Source organism: Mucilaginibacter flavidus (genome assembly GCF_024055575.1).
GTDB lineage: Bacteria > Bacteroidota > Bacteroidia > Sphingobacteriales > Sphingobacteriaceae > Mucilaginibacter > Mucilaginibacter flavidus.
Genome location: NZ_JAMXOE010000001.1, coordinates 589512 through 606351 on the forward strand (window position 1 = coordinate 589512; position 16840 = coordinate 606351).

The window sequence follows — 16840 nt, forward strand, 5'->3', positions numbered from 1 at the left end:
CAAAAAACTTAACGATTACAAAAATGTAACCAGCTATTTGTCTTCAAAAAAATTGAAAATTAGGATTTTGCCTGCCTGTTAGGCAATGAGCGAAAGGGGCGATATGTGGATTTGCTCTGTCATGATTCCTCGGTATTAAATGGTTAACAAATAAGGAATTGAAGCAAAGATAGAAAAATATTGCAATGGCAAACAATTTTTAATTTCCGGATAGTTCCGCTTACATTAGCGGCATGCAGCAGAACCTACAGCAGCTTTACGGTAATATTGATATTTATTTGTTCGACCAATTATTAAAAGGCCGGTTTGATACCTGCCATAAAGTACTTGATGCCGGCTGCGGTGGCGGCCGAAACCTTGTGTATTTTCTCCGCAATGGTTTTGACGTATATGGCATCGACCCAAATCCAAATGCAGTAGAAGCGGTTAAACGATTGGCATACGGGCTGGTATCCAATTTACCCTTATCAAATTTTAATGTTGCTGCAGCCGAGGACTTACCGTTTGATGACGGCGTTTTTGATTTGGTAATCAGCAGCGCCGTATTGCATTTTGCTACCGACGAAAAACATTTCGATGCCATGCTGCAATCCATGTGGCGCGTGCTAAAACATGGTGGCTATTTATTTGCCCGGCTTGCATCAGATATTGGGATTGAAACGCTGGTAGAAAGTAGCGGCAACGGTCGTTACCTGCTGCCCGATGGCTCCGAACGTTTTTTGGTGAACCAGCAAATGCTGCTTGATTATACGGAAAATTTAAACGGCCAACTTTTTGAGCCTATAAAAACCACCAACGTGCAGAACTTACGCTGCATGACAACCTGGTGCCTGCAAAAGATGTGAGTATGTTTATAAGTTGTACTAAGCGCGCTTAAGCTGCGTTTTTATATTTACATCATCACATTTATTGCTTATGAAAATTATAAAATCACATTTTTTGCTGATAGCTATTTTGTTTGCCATAGCCGCTTTGCCCGCCTGCAAAGCCAAAAAGCCGGTTGTTACCAAACCGGCGGTAAGTTACCCACCCGACCCTCAGCCTGAAAAGAAAGAGGCGCCACCGGTACAACAGCCTGCACCACAACAGGAAACACCGCCACCGCCTGCCCCGGTTGCAAAACCTGATTATAATTTTAAAAACATCCAGTTTGAATTTAACTCGGGCATTTTAAAAACCGACTCCTATCCCTTCCTGGACAAAGCTGCGGCTGAAATGAAAAAAGACCTGTCGGTAAAATTTGTTTTGAACGGTAATTCATCAGCCGAGGGCAGCGACGCGCACAATATGGCACTGTCAATTGAAAGGGCTAATTCGGTAAAATTATACCTGGTAAATACCGGCATCCCCGGCAGTAACCTGGATGTTAAAGGTTACGGCGAAAGCAAGCCGGTTGCTGATAACAGTACCGAAGACGGGAGAAAGCTGAACAGAAGGGTAGAGATTAAGAAGCAATAAGCAAAATCCTCCGATTGTCATTGCGAGGAACGAAGCAACCGCAAACTTTGCAAATTCGACCTGCGATGTTCGCGATTGCCGCGCTCGTTCCTCGCTCGCAATGACAAAATTTTTATATCTTCTCTGTCAAATGCTTCCAATATCTTTTGGGGATATGCCTTACATGGAGTTTCGTGTTTTTACGGGAAGCGATGTTTACGCTTTTAAAATAGTTTTTCCATAAATGCTGGTACACTTCCTCGTCTTCAGTGTTGGATGCCTCTACATCTGTTGCCGATTTGGCCTCTGAAAATTCCATCGATATAAATTCGGTATCGTGTAAATCATAATAGAGGCCATAATTTCGTTTGATATCGTAAATCATCCATTTTTGGTCGGCATAGCGGCTTCTAAAATGCCGGATTAATAACGGCAGCACATTAAAATCAGGCTCAATTACAGCATAATAAGTTTCATCCTTTAATTTCTGGAAACGAATAAAAGCTTCCATCCTGTGTTTCTCGCGGCGCATCATCACCATAATTTCTGATATACGGAGAACAAACCTGTTACCGTAATCTTCTTCGATATTTCGGCCTGCGTCAAACGCATGCCGGATAAACCCCACGATGTTGTTTTCCTCGTTTTCAATTTCGCTCATATGGGCGATATAAACCCGTTGAACGCCGTTTGCCGACAATTTTTTCTTCAATCCGTTTAATACGCGGCTGGCACGGTCGTTATCAGTAATAACATTAATCACGTCCTCAAACATGGCCGTGCTTGCCACCCCTATTTTTTGCAGATTGATGTAATTAAGTTTCCGTTCATAAATTTCGAATACCGCAGTAAGCAGCCCTTCAAACGTTCCGTCGTAAATCAGCCTTGTCATACTAAAAAATACTCAACTGGTTTTGCTGATTTTTTAAATACTTACTCTGCGACTCAGCCAGAATAAACTGTTTGATTTTGGTGCCGGTGAGGTCGCGTTTTTCAAAACTGTTGCTTTTACAGGTAATGAAATATTTGGCGCGGTTTAGCGCAACGCCGATTGCTTTAAGTTGTTCCCAATTTAGTCTGCCAAACTTGCGGGCGCTTATTATTTTTTGTGCCGATAATAAACCGACACCTGGCACGCGTAGTATCATTTGTATATCAGCTATATTAACATCAACGGGAAAAGCTTGCATATTGCGGATTGCCCAGCCAAGTTTAGGGTCGATATCCAAATCGAGCAGTGGTTGTTGAGTATTTACAATTTCATTTACCTTAAAACCGTAAAATCGCATCAGCCAATCGGCCTGGTATAGCCTGTTTTCGCGCACCATGGGTACTGCAGTATTTAACCCCGGCAGGCGCTTGTCTGCCAGTACCGGCACATAGCCGGAATAGTAAACCCGTTTTAAATTAAAGTTTTTGTAAAAGTGATTAGCCGTTTGTAAAATCTCGCTGTCATTCTCGGGCGTGGCGCCTATTATAACTTGGGTGCTTTGGCCGGCCGGGGCGAACATAGGCGCTTTTTTAAACAGTTTCTTCTCTTCTGTGCGTTGGATGATCTCTTTTTTAAGGAAGGCCATGGGGTCGATCATAGCCTGGCGGTTTTTATCCGGTGCCAGTAACTTCAACCCCGCCTCGGTTGGCATTTCCAGGTTAACACTTAGCCTATCGGCATAAAGGCCGGCTTCGCGCATCAGCTCATCGCTGGCGCCGGGGATGGTTTTTAAATGAATATAGCCGTTGAAATTATTTTCTGTGCGGAGTTTTTTTGCCACCTGCACCAGCCGCTCCATGGTATAGTCGGCATCTTTAAAAATACCCGAACTTAAAAAGAGGCCTTCAATATAATTACGGCGATAAAAGTTGATGGTTAAATCAACCACTTCCTGCACAGTAAAGGCAGCGCGTTTAATGTCGTTACTTTTGCGGGAGACGCAATAGGCACAATCAAAAATACAATGATTGGTGAGCAGGATCTTTAGCAGCGACACGCAGCGACCATCTTCTGTATAGCTATGGCAAATGCCGTTACTTGCATTGCCAAGCCCTTTATTTTCGTTCTTACGTTTGCTCCCGCTCGATGCACATGATACATCATATTTGGCCGCATCTGCCAAAATATTCAATTTCTCTGTTATCCTGTCCACATTCATACCAATCAAAATTACTAATATTTTTAGTATTTTGATTTTTATAAACAGAACTTTGGGGAATAAAAATAACCCTATCGAGGCCGTTTGCAAACTGACACTCGATGTGTCAAATTACATTGATTTTGACATCAAATTATTGAGTTTAATGCTTTAGCCAACCCGCAGGAATTTCTTTCGGTTCCGAACCGTTTACGCTGTACATTAATTTAAGTGTAAATCCGCCGCCGCCTTCAATAAAATCAAGCGCAAAAGGATGAGCGCCCATTTTTAAAGCTATTTGTCCGCTGCGTTCCTGTGCGGAATGGTTGCCATCGTTGTTTACGGTAACATCATTTCCTATTCTTAATACCCCGCCGTCGTCGCAGTTTAAATAAAAACTGTAAATACCGTCCGAGGGAACATCGATATATCCGTTATAAGTAATGCCAAACGATGGTGCTTTTACTGAGGCCGGAACGGCAATTTTATCGCTGATAAATGTGCTGTCGATTTTGTTGGCAATACGCATCAAGCCGGTTTCTTTAAAATATGCTTTGTAATAACTGCACATTAGCCCTGGTTGGGGCGGTGCAATTTTTACCGGGCCAAGCATTTGCTGCTGCTTGTAATTAAGCGTATAAATATCGCCGCGTGTGCCAGCCGCTGTAAAAGGGGCTACCTTAATTTGCTGAGATGTTTTTATAGTTAACGGCGCTGGCAGTTCGGGCGATTGCGCGTCGGGCACCGAGCCATCTGTTGTATAACGAATAGTTAGGCTTGGCAGCGGTTTGCCAATGCTTAGCTTGCCTTCCTCTGTAAATACATAATTATTGAGCAAGCCTGGCAAGTCAGGCAGGCGATAGTTTATCTTCATCGCGTCCATCCTGGCGAATTGTGTTACCAAACGTTTTGTATATGATTCGTATTTATCCGGCTTGTTCGTCCACAGATTTTCGGCGAGAGCGGTCATCCGGGGCATGTACATGTAATCCGCACGTTTTTCGGATGGTATCATTTCTGTCCATATTTCTGCCTGTGCGCCGATGATAGCTTTGGCTTCCTGCTGATTCAAGGCTTTAGGGATAGGGTTGAAATGATATACTTTGTAAATTGTATACTGGTCGGGCTGGTTATCAAAATACAATGGTTCGCCGGGAGCCATAATCACGGTATTGCCGTTTTTTACCGCCTTTACCGGGGCATCTGGCACCCAGGTGCGCCAGTACATCACAATGGCCGACTTAGTTACGCCGCCTTCAATAACCTCGTCCCAGCCAATCATTTTCCTGCCTTTTGAATTGAAGAACTTTTCCATCCGGTTGATGAAATAGCTTTGCAGCGCCGGCAAATCTTTTATTCCTTCCCGCTGCATCAAAGCCTTACAGGCATCCGATTTCCCCCAATCCGAACGGTCGACCTCATCTCCACCTATATGAATGTATTTTGAGGGGAAAATATCCATTATCTCATTAAATACATTTTCGGCAAACTCAAATGTTGTTTCGTTGCAGGGACAAATCGGTTTTGAAAACAGCTCGCCAAATTTATTTTCGCCATTACAGGTTAAAAACGGGTAGGAATTTATGGCTGCCATCATGTGGCCCGGCATATCAATTTCGGGGATTATGTCGATGTGCCTTGCAGCGGCATAGGCAACTACTCCCTTCATTTCTTCTTGCGTATAAAAGCCGCCGTATAAGGTTTTTCCATCGCGCTGAATGATATGCTCTTTGTCGATACTAAAATCAGGATTATCGGCTGCACGTTTCATACACGCCGAATCCTGGTTGTTGAAGGTGCGCCAGGCACCCTGTTCGGTAAGCAGCGGATATTTTTTTATTTCAATGCGCCAGCCCTGGTCATCGGTTAAATGTAGGTGCAGCTTGTTCATTTTATAAAGGGCCAGCCGGTCGATAAATTTTTTAAGATAGCTAACCGAAAAGAAGTGGCGGGATACATCCAGGTGCATACCGCGCCATTCGTATGCAGGGTAGTCTTCAATTGATACTGCCGGCAGAGTTAATTGTTTATGGGCAATGCCTTCCTCGACAGAAACAGGTAAAAGCTGCCTAATAGTTTCTATGGCGTGAAATATACCTGCAGGGTATTTGGCGGCTATAGTTACACTTTTCGGTATTATAGTAAGTTTGTACCCTTCAGGCTGGCTGATTGCAGCGTCGTAAACGAAGTTTATCGAACGGGATTCGCCGGCTTTGCTAACGGCTAATTTTGTTCCTAATCCGCCGCTCAAAAGTTGGTTCAGCAGCTCTGCTTCGCGCTTAAATTGACGTGCTGCTGTTATGTTCGTTTTGCTAGTAATTAAAAACGAGCCCGTTCCGGGTGTCAGTTTAGTTGGATATGGTATCAACGGATAGCGGGCAACATCTTGTGCACTGACGTTTATAGCATTGATAATTAACAGGATGATTGCAAGCTTAGATGTCAGATTTTTGAAATAGTATCGGTTCATTGAGGCAGATATTAGCGGGTTGAAAGATAATAATTTCAAGTTAATATTATACTGTAGCTTGTGTTTCGGCCGCCACCTTCGTTTTGCGCCAGTATGCCTTTGCCCATTAAATCCCGTATGTCCCTCAAAGCAGTATCGGTTGATGATTTTGTTATTTTAGCCCACTTTGACACATTTAGTGTTCCATAAAAATCATCCAGCAGGTTATCAACCATTTTCTTTTGCCTCGAATTTAAAGCGGCATCGCGATGTCTATCCCAGAAATCACTTCTTAAGCTAACCTTTTCCAAAACGTCCATGGTATTATCCATCGACCAGCCAAGGCAATCAAAAAACCATATCAGCCAGCCGGTTATATCCAATGTGCCTTTTTGTGTTTGCTCCAATATGTCGTAATAGCTATTTCTTTCTTTTTCTATTTGTGCCGACATACTGTAAAATCGTTGAGACGATCTATCGGCCCGCGCCAACTGCATATCAGTTATAGCGCGGGTTATGCGCCCGTTGCCATCATCAAAAGGGTGTATTGTTACAAACCAAAGATGCGCCACCCCAGCTTTCATAACAGGATTAAGTGGTTGTTCATCATTAAACCAATTCAAAAACGCCGTCATCTCGTCCGGCAAATATTTGGCATCCGGCGCCTGGTAATGCACTTTTTCCCTACCCAACGGACCCGATACAACCTGCATAGGGCCGGTTTCATCGTTACGCCATTTACCGACCGTTATATTATGCAGACTGCTTTTCCCAGATGGAAAAAGCGCCGAATGCCAACCGTAAAGCCTATCTGCGGTTAAAGGCAGGTTGAAATTTTGCGTTGCATCCAGCATCATTTCTACTACGCCATCGGTTCGCCGGTCTGACGTTACCATACCTGCAAATTCTATCCCCAATCTTCGTGCTATGGACGAACGGACTTGTTCAGCATTTAACATTTCACCCTCTATAGCGCTTGATTTTGTGACGTCCAACGTAAGTGTTTTTAACAGCGCTTCTTCTTTTTGTTTAAAGCCCGCGGCGTTCATTTGGCCCATTACCATGCCCATGCCATAATTTACACGGCCAAGTTTTTCAGCAAGTACCTTGTCGTCCCAGGTAAAATTTGGCCATGCCTTTAACTTGTGTATATACATATTCGCCGTAAATATGCGGTTAATGTATGATTTATTCATCGTATAAGCAAATTATTCGACGCATTTTTGCGGTAAATGTGTGAATTATTCACCGCAAATTAAAAATCCTCAACCCGCTATCAGCGAATTGAGGATTAACTCATTCTTTAAAAAGTCGTTACATGTTTACTTCAACACATTCATCACCACCTCAATCACCAGCACAGCTGCCCAAAATACCAGTGTGACGTTCCATTCTTTTATCGAACAAAAAAGTAGCTTACCTCTTGATACTACAAATTCTTTCATAGGAATATTTTTTAGTTTTTCCAACCACCGCCCAGCGACCTGTATAGTTCAGACACTGCGCTTAATTCGTCTCTTTTTAATGATGCCAGTTCCAGCTCGCTTTGCAATACATTACCCTGTGCAGTTATTACTTCAAGGTAGTTGGCAAGGCCGTTTTTAAACAGCAGGTTGGCATTTTTAGTTGCTTGTTGTAAGGTATTCACCCTGTTAGCAGCTATTACCTGCTGCGATTTCAGCTTATCAATTTTCACCAACGCATCAGAGACTTCGCCAACTGCATTTAAAACCGACTGGCGGAACTGCAACACCGTCTTTTCGCGGTTAAGCTGGGCAACTTCATAATCTGTTTTCAAGCGTTTATGGTCAAACAATGGTTGCACCACACTGCCTGCAACTACACCAAATAATGATGCGGGTATATTAAACCAGTTGCTGGCCTTGAACGAGTTTACACCGCCTTCGGCAGTTATGCGCAATGCGGGATACATTTCGGCTTTGGTAATACCTACTTTGCTGTTGGCTATCATTAATTCAAGTTCGGCGCTCCTTACATCGGGCCTGCGGCTCACTATGGCCGATGGCACGCCGGCTGCCACATTTGTTGGGATCACCATTGCATCCAGGTTCGAATTCCTTGCAATTTTATCAGGCAAATCACCTGTTAAAATACGTAAGGCGTTTTCCTGTATGGTTAAGTTTTGTTCAAACTGCGGCACCAGTTGCTCGGCTGCCTGCTTTTGTGCTTCGGCTTGCTGAACAGCTAACGAGGTAACCTGGCCTGCATCATATTGCAGTTTGATTATCCGTAAGGTACTGTCATTCAGCTTCACATTTTTTTGTGCAATGTCAAGCTGGGCGTCAAGCATCAACAGGTTGTAATAACCTTGCGATACACTCGCAACCAAACTGGTTTGGATAGCTTTTTTTGCTTCCTGTGTTTGCAGGTACGCGGCCAAAGCTGTTCGTTGCTGGTTATGGATTTTACCCCATATATCAGCTTCCCATGATACGGCTAAGTTTGCCGAATAATCCTCGATGTGCTTTGAGCCGATATTATTCTGGCTCAGGCTCAAACCGTTAATACTGTTATCCGATGGGCGGCTTGAGCTGGCGGTAACGTTTAAATCAACCTGCGGAACATTGTTCCATTTTACCTGCTTAAACAGTAATTGCGATGCTTCGATATTTTTAACAGCAATCTGCATATCGTAGTTTTTTACGATGGCGCTGTCAATCAATTTTTGCAGGGTAGCTTCGGTAAAAAATTGTTTCCATTGTATATCAGCAATGCTGCTGGTATCGCCGGTTGTAGCTGCATTCCTGAACGTTTCGGGTAATGCAGGCTTGGGTGTTTCTACATCCTTTGATACCTTACAGGCGCTCAGCACCGATAACGTTAGTACCAAAATGGATATGCTTATATAATTTTTCATTTTGCTTTCTATTTATTATTGAGATCATTTAGTGCGATTCCATCCCCGGAAAACTCCGATTTCACTTTCCCTTTCCTGTCTTCAGGGGATGAAATCACACTTCTCTTATTTTTATGCGGTCAGTTCGCTTTGCAGCGCAACGGCATGGTTATCATTTTTTCCATCGCTAACACCATCAGCCGTTAACACTGGTTCTGGTGCGCCGGTTATTCTTTCCTGCAAGCCCTGGAATATGACGAACAACACCGGGATGATGAACAGACCAAGGATAACCCCTGAAACCATACCACCTGCTGCGGCGATACTGATGGAGTGGTTACCTTGTGCTGATGGACCGGTAGCAATACTCATCGGGAACAAACCGAATACAAAGGCCAGCGATGTCATGATAATCGGGCGGAGCCTTAATTTGGCTGCCTCAATTGCTGACGCGATAAGAGACAGTCCTGCCTTTCGCCGCTGCACCGCGAACTCTACAATCAAAATCGCGTTTTTGGCCAGCAAGCCGATGAGCATGATGAGCGCTACCTGTACGTATATATTGTTTTCGATACCGGTAAGGCCGATGGCGATAAATACGCCCAGTACACCTGTTGGAATGGAGAAGATAACCGCCAGTGGCAGAATATAGCTTTCATACTGTGCCGACAGCAGGAAGTACACAAACACCAAACACAAAAGGAATACGGCTGTCGACTGACCATTTGAAGATATTTCTTCGCGGGTTTGGCCGGTAAAGTCATAAGTATAGCCTAATGGCAACTGTTCCTTTGCTGTCTCCTCTATCGCCTTGATAGCCTCGCCCGAGCTAAAGCCGGGTTTTGGTATCGCATTTATTTCAATAGAGTTGAACAGGTTGTAACGTGATGCAGTTTCAGAACCATAAACACGGGTTAATTTAACCAGTGAATTGATCGGCACCATTTCGCCTGTTCTGTTTTTCACAAACACACGGTCGATAGATGAAGGGTCGGCACGATCGGCAATATCTGCCTGTACCTGCACACGGTAATATTTACCGAAGCGGTTAAAGTCTGACACCTGGGCGCTACCAAAATACACCTGCATGGTTTGCAATATATCTTTCACGCTTACACCAAGCTGGTTAGCCTTATCATCATCAACGTCTAATTGTAACTGTGGGTAATCGGCTTTGAACGAAGTAAATGCAAAAGCAACCGCTGGTTTCTTCATCAACTCGGTAATAAACTTGGTTGATATACCACTGAATTTGTCCAGCTTGCCGCTGGTTTTGTCCTGCAATACAAAGTCGAGTGCCTCAACGTTACTGAATCCAGGAACAGTTGGGAAGCTGAATACGAAGAAACTGCCACCGTGCACCGCGCCTAAATCGCCGCGTATCTGGGTCATTATCGCATTGATATCTTTTACCGCGCCACGTTCTTCGGGTTTCTTCAGCAATACGAAGAAGATGGCCGATGACGGGCTGTTTGACTTGGTAAGCAGGTTAAAGCCCGGTACCGATGTTACAAACCGTGCGGCAGGATTTTTGCCCACGCGGCTTTCGGCATCTTCCATTACTTGCGATGTACGGTCGAGCGAGGTACCTGATGGTGTGTTTACTGCAATGGCAATAAAACCCTGGTCTTCTGTTGGTATAAAGCCTGTTTTAGTGGTCCTTACCATCATTACTACCGCAAATGTCACGATAGCCAGGCCTGTAATGCCAACCCATTTATTTTTGGTTAAAAACTTAAGCCCGCCAACGTATTTATTGGTTAGTGAAGTAAAGCTGGTATTGAAGCCATTAAAGAAACGTTGCTTAAAAGTTGTTTTAACCGGCTGACCATTACTGTCATGATGCAACGGTTTTAAAAACAACGCTGCCAAAGCAGGGCTTAACGTTAAGGCGTTTAATGCCGATATTACGATAGCTATAGCCATTGTAAAGGCAAACTGACGGTAGAATACGCCTGTCGAGCCTTCAAGGAAACCTACCGGTAAAAATACGGCTGCCATTACCAGCGTGATAGATATCAGGGCACCGGTAATTTCGTGCATCGCTTCGAGTGTTGCCTCTTTTGGACCGAGGCCCTTGTGCTCCATTTTAGCGTGCACGGCCTCGACCACAACTATCGCGTCATCCACTACGATACCTATAGCCAATACCAACGCGAACAGGGTTAGCAGGTTGATAGAGAAGCCAAATATCGACATAAAGAAAAACGTGCCGATAATGGCCACCGGAACCGCTATGGCAGGGATAAGCGTAGACCTGAAATCCTGCAGGAAGACAAATACTACCAGGAACACGAGTATAAATGCCTCGATAAGCGTATGTTTTACCTGGGTGATAGATTCGTCCAGCGCAATTTTGGTGCTGTAAAAGATGTTGTATTTAACGCCATCGGGAAAGTCTTTTGCAGATTTAGCCATCAGGTCGTTTATCTCAATCTGTATCTTGTTGGCATTAGAGCCTGATAACTGGATAACGCCGATACCGATACCTTTTTTACCGTTTAAACGGGTGATGCTGGTATACGAGTAAGAGCCAAGCTCAACGCGGGCCACATCTTTTAAGCGCAATACCGAACCATCTGAATTTGAGCGTATAGGTATATTTTCATATTCTTCGGGTTTTGCAAGCTTGCCTTTGTACTTTATTACATATTCAAATGCCTCTTTGCTACGCTCACCAAAACGGCCGGGAGCGGCTTCCAAACTTTTATCCTGTATGGCTGCAAATATTTCGGTAGGCGTAACGTGGTAGGTCTCCATCTGTGATGGGTTCAACCACACACGCATCGAATAATCTTTTAGTCCACCAAATATGGCGGCAGAACCTACACCGGGGATACGTTTAATTTCGGGGATGATATTTATTTGCGCATAGTTGGCAATAAATGTCTGGTCGTATTTCTTTTCATCCTCGGTAAACATACCGATAGCCATAATAAAGCTATTTTCCTGTTTGGCAGTGGTAACGCCCTGCTGTACTACTTCGGCAGGCAGCTGGCTGGTGGCCTGGGCCACACGGTTTTGAACGTTAACCGCGGCCTGGTCGGCATCGGTACCCAATTTAAAATACACTGTAATTGCTAAAGTACCATCGTTACTGGCGGTAGAGCTCATGTAAGTCATGTTCTCAACACCGTTGATAGATTCTTCGAGCGACGGCGCTACGGAGCGCAAAACGGTTTCGGCATTGGCGCCCGGGTAAATGGCTGTTACCAGTACCGACGGCGGAGCAATGTCAGGAAATTGCTGCAAGGGCAGCCTGGTTAAACCGAGCACGCCCAGTATCACCAGTAAGGTTGAAATTACGGTAGCTAATACCGGTCTTTCTATGAATTTTTTTAACATGATTTTTTAATTTAGATGTAAGAGGTCAAGAGTCAGGAACCAAGACAGAATTATTGTCTTCCAATTATGTTCGATATGACGTTTTATCTTGACTCTTGATTTCTTGATTCTTGACTCTTTTTCAATTAGTTTTTAGCAAGTGCAGCCGTCTTTTCTTTCGCTGCTTCGGGCTTAATAATAGTGCCGTCCTGTAAGTGATCGAAACCAGATAGCACAATTTTGTCGCCCACTTTTATTCCATCTTTAACCAGGTAATTGTCGCCGCTTTTGCCTACTACGGTAATCGCTTGCTTTTTAACCTTGTTGCTATCGGCTACTGCGAATACAAACACTTTGTCCTGCATATCAATAGTGGCCGATTGAGGCACCAGCAACACATCTTTGTGCTGCAGGCTTAGGCGGATTTTACCGGTATTGCCAGAGCGCAGTAAACCTTGCGGGTTAGAAAAGCTTGCCCTTAAAGTGATGGCGCCTGTTGTTTTATCAAACTGGCCGTCAATCATATCAACTTTACCTTGTTTACCGTAAGCAGTGTTATCAGCTAACACCAGCGATACCATAGGCACCTGTTTCAATTTATCGGTAAGGGTTGAGCCGGCGTATTGTTCTTTAAAGCTTACAAAGTCCTTTTCGCTAAGTGAGAAGTAAACGTGTACATCGTGCACATCAGATAACTGTGTAAGCGCTTCCGGATCGGCGGCGCCAACCAGGCTACCTTGCTTCTTGTTTAAGCGGCCTATGTAACCGTTAACCGGAGCCTTAATTAAAGTATACCCTAAGTTGATTTGCGCTGTGGCAACGTTTGCTTTAGCCGATTCAATATTGGCTTTGGCGACTTGTACAGCGGCTTTGGCTGTTTTTAACTGGTAATCAGATACTACCTTGTTTTCAACAAGCGGGGTAAGCTTATTAACTTCCAGGTCAGCGTTGCCTGCAGCTGCTTCGGCTGCATGCTGGCTGGCCAGTGCATTGTTTAATGCAGCGCGGTATGGCTGGTCGTTTATTTTAAATAAAGGCTGACCGGCGCTTACAAAAGCACCTTCATCAACAAATACTTTATCCAGTGTGCCGCTTACCTGCGGGCGCACTTCTACGTTTACGGTACCTTCTACCGATGCAGGGTATTCCTGGTAAGTGGTGTCATTGCCCGTGGCAATTACGGCCACCGGCAATGATGGCGCAGGCGGCGCTGCAGCTGTTTGCGGCTTTGGCGAGCAGCTGTATAATGATATTGCGAGTATCGCTAAGATTAAACTTTTCATGATTATTATTTTGTTGTTGTATGGTTGCATTGTTGTATGGTGTAAGTGCGTTGATTTGATCGCCTATCACCCGCAACACGGGTGATATGACGTTGAGATGTTTGTTATAACAGTACTTTTTTAACATCATTAAACTGTTTAACAGTGTTAAATATTTGTGCGAGGGTTTGGTTCATTGTTTTCATAGTTGCATTTATTTGTTGTTAATGATTATTTAATATTTACCTAACGCTGTTAAATAATTTAACAGCGTTTTATTTTGGTCAAAAAAATCAGGCGGCCATCGTCCTGATTATACCACCTATTGCATCTTTAAGTACCTGGCGGTTAATCTCGTCAGACGAGCCGCGACTTAACAGGTTAATAGACACCAGCCCGTGTACAACCGACCAAAAGGTGTAATATTTGGTACAAATTATGTCGCCTTCAAGGTCGTCTATGTTCATCATTTCACCAATCACGGCGCTGAATAATTCGTAGGGCCTTTCCGCCTCTGGTAAATTGTTTACCATTTCGCAGGCGCAGCTTGTTGTTACACCAAACATTCCCTGGTAAATCTCCTTGTTTGCAAAAGCAAAGTTCCAATAGGTTAACCACATATCTTCCAGCTGTTTGGCCGGTAAACGGTGCCTGTCGCGGGCCTGCTCCAATTCTCTCGAAAGCTTTAAGTATCCCTGGCGGGTTAATTCCAACAGTATAGCTTCTTTGTTGCTGAAGTATTCGTATATAATAGGCGCGGTGTATTCAATCACGTCGGCAATTTTGCGCATGCTCAAGGCTTGCCATCCCTCTTCCTTAACGATCTGAAGCGCAGCCTCCAGGATGTTGCACCTGGTTTCTTCCTTCAATCGTAATATCCTGTCTTTACTAGCCATTTTGTATAGGCATTAAATAATTTAACACCGTTAAGCAAATGTACAGCGATAAATTACTAAGTGTATTCATTTAATTGTCATTTAATTATGGATGGAATGTCATTAGAGAAGAGACATATCCGCAATGACACCTTAAAATTGATTAAAAGGCGTTTATTTGGTTTTAAGATACTCTTCTATTACGTCTTTTAGCTGCCTGACCGCATCGATTTTTTTAATAGTTGCCGTCTCCGACTTGTCAAAAATATTCAACAATAGCATATTTATTCCTTCGCTGGTTTTACTCAGGTGGTAGTATATCACCCTGAATCCGCCACTTTTTCCTTTACCTTTACTTCCATCTGAAATGCGAACCTTGTAAATTCCCTGTCCATATGACTCACCTAGGAAAGGGTTTTCAATCAGGTCCTGCTCAAGCTGTGTTATAGTATTCTTAAGAGTTTTGTATTTTTTTACTAACGGTTTTAAGTCCCGTTTAAATTCGGGCGTTGGATTTACAGTATTACTCATCCCAAAGGTCGTCCATTGATAAAGGCTTTAATTCACCTTTCTTAATCATTGCCACTTCCTTTAAGCTTCTTTTCACTGCTGCCAACTCGTCTTCCGTAAACCCGTCATCATAGTTATCAATATCGATGCGGCTTCCTTTCACTTTTTTGACAATATCAGATATCTTCGAAATTACGCCTTCTTCGTTATCGGGTAATTCAATAGTTAACGTTGTCATTTTTTAATAGATTGTTGTTTAATTCAAATATACGAAAAAGTAAAATCATTCCCATAATTCACCTGCCCATGCTATTTCAAATCCTCAATAATAATTCAATATTTGCCTTATGAACCCTTTAATCGCTTACCTCAAACTCCTAAGGCATATTCCAGCTGAGGATGAGCAAATCATCGCCGCCTATTTTGAGGCAAAGCAATTTAAAGAAGGTGAATATTTATTCAAAGGCGATGGCAGGGTAAGCCGCGAAATGTTTTTTGTGTGCAAGGGCATAATCCGCATTATGTCGGTTAATGATAAGGGTGTTGAGGTTACCCACTTTTTTTATAACGAAAATAAATTTTGCTCCATACTGCAAAGCTTTAATGAGGAAACGCCAACACCAGCTGCCATACAGGCCTGTTGCGATGCGGAAGTGTTATCCATAAGCAAACGCGGACTGATGGATCTATACCATCAGCTCCCCTGGTTAAAACAGGTAATAGATAACATTAACCAGCTGCATTTAATTGAAAAAGTAAACGTGCGCAATACCTACCTCGGTATTGATGCCGAAAACCAATATAAGTTATTTACGGTGCAGCAACCGGATATTGCCATGCGTGTGCCTTTGAAAGATATTGCCGCCTACCTGGGCATCACACCACAATCGTTAAGCCGCATACGCAAAAACATCAGTTAGATTATGATAGAAATAAGAAAAGCTACCGAGGCCGATCAGGGTGCCATTTGGGAAATAATACACCGGGTGCTGCAGGGAGGCGATACCTACTCGTTCGCCCCGGAATCGACAAGAGAGCAAATGATGGCCTATTGGTTTGCTCCGGGTAAGCACACCTACGTGGCCCTTTACGACTGCAAAATAGCTGGCACATTCGCCATTTGTGATAACCAGCCAGGGCTTGGCTCGCATGTAGCTAATGGCGCTTTCATGGTTTCGGCATTATTTGCCGGCAAAGGTATAGGCAAAGCTATGGGTGGGTTTTCACTAACAGAAGCCCGGCGGCTTGGCTATAAAGCCATGCAGTTTAACTTCGTGGTAAAAAGTAATGAACGGGCAGTTAAACTTTGGCAAAGTCTGGGCTTTAATATAGTAGGCGAAGTGCCCGATGCTTTTAATCACCGGCAGTTGGGGCTTACCAATACTTACGTTATGTACCAAAAACTGTAACAGCTATTTATATGAGAAAATCTATTGCCATTGATATGGATGGTGTTATTGCCGACGAGGTGATACAACTATTAACCTGGTACGATCAGCACTACGGTGTTAAAATACATCCTGCTGAACTTAATGGTCGCCGGGAAGAGGATGTTGTGCCCGAAAAGGATGCCTACAGTAAACTCTCGGCTATGCCCGGGTATTTCCGCACTACGCCTGTTATGCCCGGCGCCGTTGAAGCGGTAAAAAAACTGGCTGAAAGTTTCGATATCTTCATCGTTTCGGCAGCCATGCAATACCCGCATAGCTTATCGCAAAAATTGGAGTGGCTGGGCGAGCATTTCCCATTTATCAGCTGGCGTAATATTATTTTTTGCGGCGATAAAAGCATTATCGGTACCGACTACATGATTGATGACCATATTAAAAACCTCGACTATTTTAAAGGAAAGACCATTATGTTTAATGCCTTTCATAATGTAAACCACACCCATCACCAGCGGGTAAATAACTGGGACCAGGTTTTGGAATTGATGGCAAAAGAGATATAATTTAAAATTTATTGGTTTGCCTTTGACCCCAGGCCTGCGATCTGGG

Annotated in this window: 16 protein-coding genes; 5 read left to right on the forward strand and 11 right to left on the reverse strand. The window is 43.7% G+C overall.

Translation table 11 applies throughout. The features are described 5' to 3' along the window. The first annotated feature begins 233 nt into the window (after positions 1-233). Positions 234-845, forward strand: a complete 612-nt coding sequence (locus tag NAF19_RS02685; RefSeq protein ID WP_252788202.1) for a class I SAM-dependent methyltransferase — start codon at positions 234-236, stop codon at positions 843-845. A 70-nt stretch (positions 846-915) separates the two neighbouring features. Continuing rightward, a complete protein-coding gene (locus tag NAF19_RS02690; protein ID WP_252788203.1) occupies positions 916-1458 on the forward strand; it encodes an OmpA family protein in 543 nt (180 codons plus the stop codon). Positions 1459-1570: 112 nt separating this feature from the next. On the opposite strand, the gene NAF19_RS02695 is transcribed toward NAF19_RS02690, so the two are convergent. The 11 genes from NAF19_RS02695 to NAF19_RS02740 form a co-directional block, all read right to left on the reverse strand. Beyond that, positions 1571-2329 (reverse strand): TIGR03915 family putative DNA repair protein, encoded by a 759-nt coding sequence (locus NAF19_RS02695; RefSeq protein WP_252788204.1) that lies wholly within the window; start codon positions 2327-2329, stop codon positions 1571-1573. Position 2330: 1 nt separating this feature from the next. Continuing rightward, positions 2331-3587 carry a putative DNA modification/repair radical SAM protein gene (locus NAF19_RS02700; RefSeq protein WP_252788205.1) on the reverse strand — a complete coding sequence of 419 codons (1257 nt, stop codon included), beginning with the start codon at positions 3585-3587 and terminating at the stop codon, positions 2331-2333. Positions 3588-3729: 142 nt separating this feature from the next. Continuing rightward, positions 3730-6036, reverse strand: a complete 2307-nt coding sequence (locus tag NAF19_RS02705; RefSeq protein WP_252788206.1) for a family 20 glycosylhydrolase — start codon at positions 6034-6036, stop codon at positions 3730-3732. A gap of 35 nt (positions 6037-6071) precedes the next feature. Beyond that, on the reverse strand, positions 6072-7211 hold the full coding sequence (locus NAF19_RS02710; protein WP_252788207.1) for a Fic family protein: 1140 nt from the start codon (positions 7209-7211) through the stop codon (positions 6072-6074). 126 nt (positions 7212-7337) lie between these two features. Beyond that, positions 7338-7460: a hypothetical protein gene (locus NAF19_RS30510; RefSeq protein WP_256484193.1), complete on the reverse strand. Its 123-nt coding sequence runs from the start codon at positions 7458-7460 to the stop codon at positions 7338-7340. Positions 7461-7471: 11 nt separating this feature from the next. Beyond that, a complete protein-coding gene (locus tag NAF19_RS02715) occupies positions 7472-8893 on the reverse strand; it encodes a TolC family protein (RefSeq protein ID WP_252788208.1) in 1422 nt (473 codons plus the stop codon). Between the two features lie 111 nt (positions 8894-9004). Beyond that, the gene (locus NAF19_RS02720; protein ID WP_252788209.1) at positions 9005-12217 is read right to left on the reverse strand and encodes an efflux RND transporter permease subunit; all 3213 of its coding nucleotides are present in this window, start codon (positions 12215-12217) and stop codon (positions 9005-9007) included. 125 nt (positions 12218-12342) lie between these two features. Continuing rightward, complete coding sequence (locus NAF19_RS02725) at positions 12343-13479, reverse strand: efflux RND transporter periplasmic adaptor subunit (RefSeq protein ID WP_252788210.1); 1137 nt, start codon at positions 13477-13479, stop codon at positions 12343-12345. 272 nt (positions 13480-13751) lie between these two features. Beyond that, complete coding sequence (locus NAF19_RS02730) at positions 13752-14354, reverse strand: TetR/AcrR family transcriptional regulator (RefSeq protein WP_252788211.1); 603 nt, start codon at positions 14352-14354, stop codon at positions 13752-13754. Positions 14355-14507: 153 nt separating this feature from the next. Then, positions 14508-14864 (reverse strand): type II toxin-antitoxin system RelE/ParE family toxin, encoded by a 357-nt coding sequence (locus tag NAF19_RS02735; RefSeq protein WP_252788212.1) that lies wholly within the window; start codon positions 14862-14864, stop codon positions 14508-14510. Then, positions 14857-15081 (reverse strand): hypothetical protein, encoded by a 225-nt coding sequence (locus NAF19_RS02740; RefSeq protein WP_252788213.1) that lies wholly within the window; start codon positions 15079-15081, stop codon positions 14857-14859. The genes NAF19_RS02735 and NAF19_RS02740 overlap by 8 nt, the downstream gene beginning before the upstream one ends. A gap of 109 nt (positions 15082-15190) precedes the next feature. Between NAF19_RS02740 and NAF19_RS02745 the strand changes: the two genes are divergently transcribed. From NAF19_RS02745 to NAF19_RS02755, 3 genes are read left to right on the forward strand one after another with little or no spacing between them, the layout of a single operon-like run. Continuing rightward, positions 15191-15763 carry a Crp/Fnr family transcriptional regulator gene (locus NAF19_RS02745; protein ID WP_252788214.1) on the forward strand — a complete coding sequence of 191 codons (573 nt, stop codon included), beginning with the start codon at positions 15191-15193 and terminating at the stop codon, positions 15761-15763. 3 nt (positions 15764-15766) lie between these two features. Then, positions 15767-16252 (forward strand): GNAT family N-acetyltransferase, encoded by a 486-nt coding sequence (locus NAF19_RS02750; RefSeq protein WP_252788215.1) that lies wholly within the window; start codon positions 15767-15769, stop codon positions 16250-16252. A gap of 11 nt (positions 16253-16263) precedes the next feature. After that, positions 16264-16794, forward strand: coding sequence for a 5' nucleotidase, NT5C type (locus NAF19_RS02755; RefSeq protein ID WP_252788216.1), 531 nt, complete (start codon positions 16264-16266; stop codon positions 16792-16794). Positions 16795-16840: the final 46 nt, after the last annotated feature.

What these genes read in the sequence shown, in the direction of transcription:
- NAF19_RS30510 (WP_256484193.1), bottom strand. Translation starts at nt 7,460, where the DNA reads ATGAAAGAATTTGTAGTATCAAGAGGTAAGCTACTTTTTTGTTCGATA.
- NAF19_RS02695 (WP_252788204.1), bottom strand. Translation starts at nt 2,329, where the DNA reads ATGACAAGGCTGATTTACGACGGAACGTTTGAAGGGCTGCTTACTGCG.
- NAF19_RS02685 (WP_252788202.1), top strand. Translation starts at nt 234, where the DNA reads ATGCAGCAGAACCTACAGCAGCTTTACGGTAATATTGATATTTATTTG.
- NAF19_RS02700 (WP_252788205.1), bottom strand. Translation starts at nt 3,587, where the DNA reads ATGAATGTGGACAGGATAACAGAGAAATTGAATATTTTGGCAGATGCG.
- NAF19_RS02730 (WP_252788211.1), bottom strand. Translation starts at nt 14,354, where the DNA reads ATGGCTAGTAAAGACAGGATATTACGATTGAAGGAAGAAACCAGGTGC.
- NAF19_RS02735 (WP_252788212.1), bottom strand. Translation starts at nt 14,864, where the DNA reads ATGAGTAATACTGTAAATCCAACGCCCGAATTTAAACGGGACTTAAAA.
- NAF19_RS02740 (WP_252788213.1), bottom strand. Translation starts at nt 15,081, where the DNA reads ATGACAACGTTAACTATTGAATTACCCGATAACGAAGAAGGCGTAATT.
- NAF19_RS02755 (WP_252788216.1), top strand. Translation starts at nt 16,264, where the DNA reads ATGAGAAAATCTATTGCCATTGATATGGATGGTGTTATTGCCGACGAG.
- NAF19_RS02690 (WP_252788203.1), top strand. Translation starts at nt 916, where the DNA reads ATGAAAATTATAAAATCACATTTTTTGCTGATAGCTATTTTGTTTGCC.
- NAF19_RS02745 (WP_252788214.1), top strand. Translation starts at nt 15,191, where the DNA reads ATGAACCCTTTAATCGCTTACCTCAAACTCCTAAGGCATATTCCAGCT.
- NAF19_RS02725 (WP_252788210.1), bottom strand. Translation starts at nt 13,479, where the DNA reads ATGAAAAGTTTAATCTTAGCGATACTCGCAATATCATTATACAGCTGC.
- NAF19_RS02715 (WP_252788208.1), bottom strand. Translation starts at nt 8,893, where the DNA reads ATGAAAAATTATATAAGCATATCCATTTTGGTACTAACGTTATCGGTG.
- NAF19_RS02710 (WP_252788207.1), bottom strand. Translation starts at nt 7,211, where the DNA reads ATGAATAAATCATACATTAACCGCATATTTACGGCGAATATGTATATA.
- NAF19_RS02705 (WP_252788206.1), bottom strand. Translation starts at nt 6,036, where the DNA reads ATGAACCGATACTATTTCAAAAATCTGACATCTAAGCTTGCAATCATC.
- NAF19_RS02750 (WP_252788215.1), top strand. Translation starts at nt 15,767, where the DNA reads ATGATAGAAATAAGAAAAGCTACCGAGGCCGATCAGGGTGCCATTTGG.
- NAF19_RS02720 (WP_252788209.1), bottom strand. Translation starts at nt 12,217, where the DNA reads ATGTTAAAAAAATTCATAGAAAGACCGGTATTAGCTACCGTAATTTCA.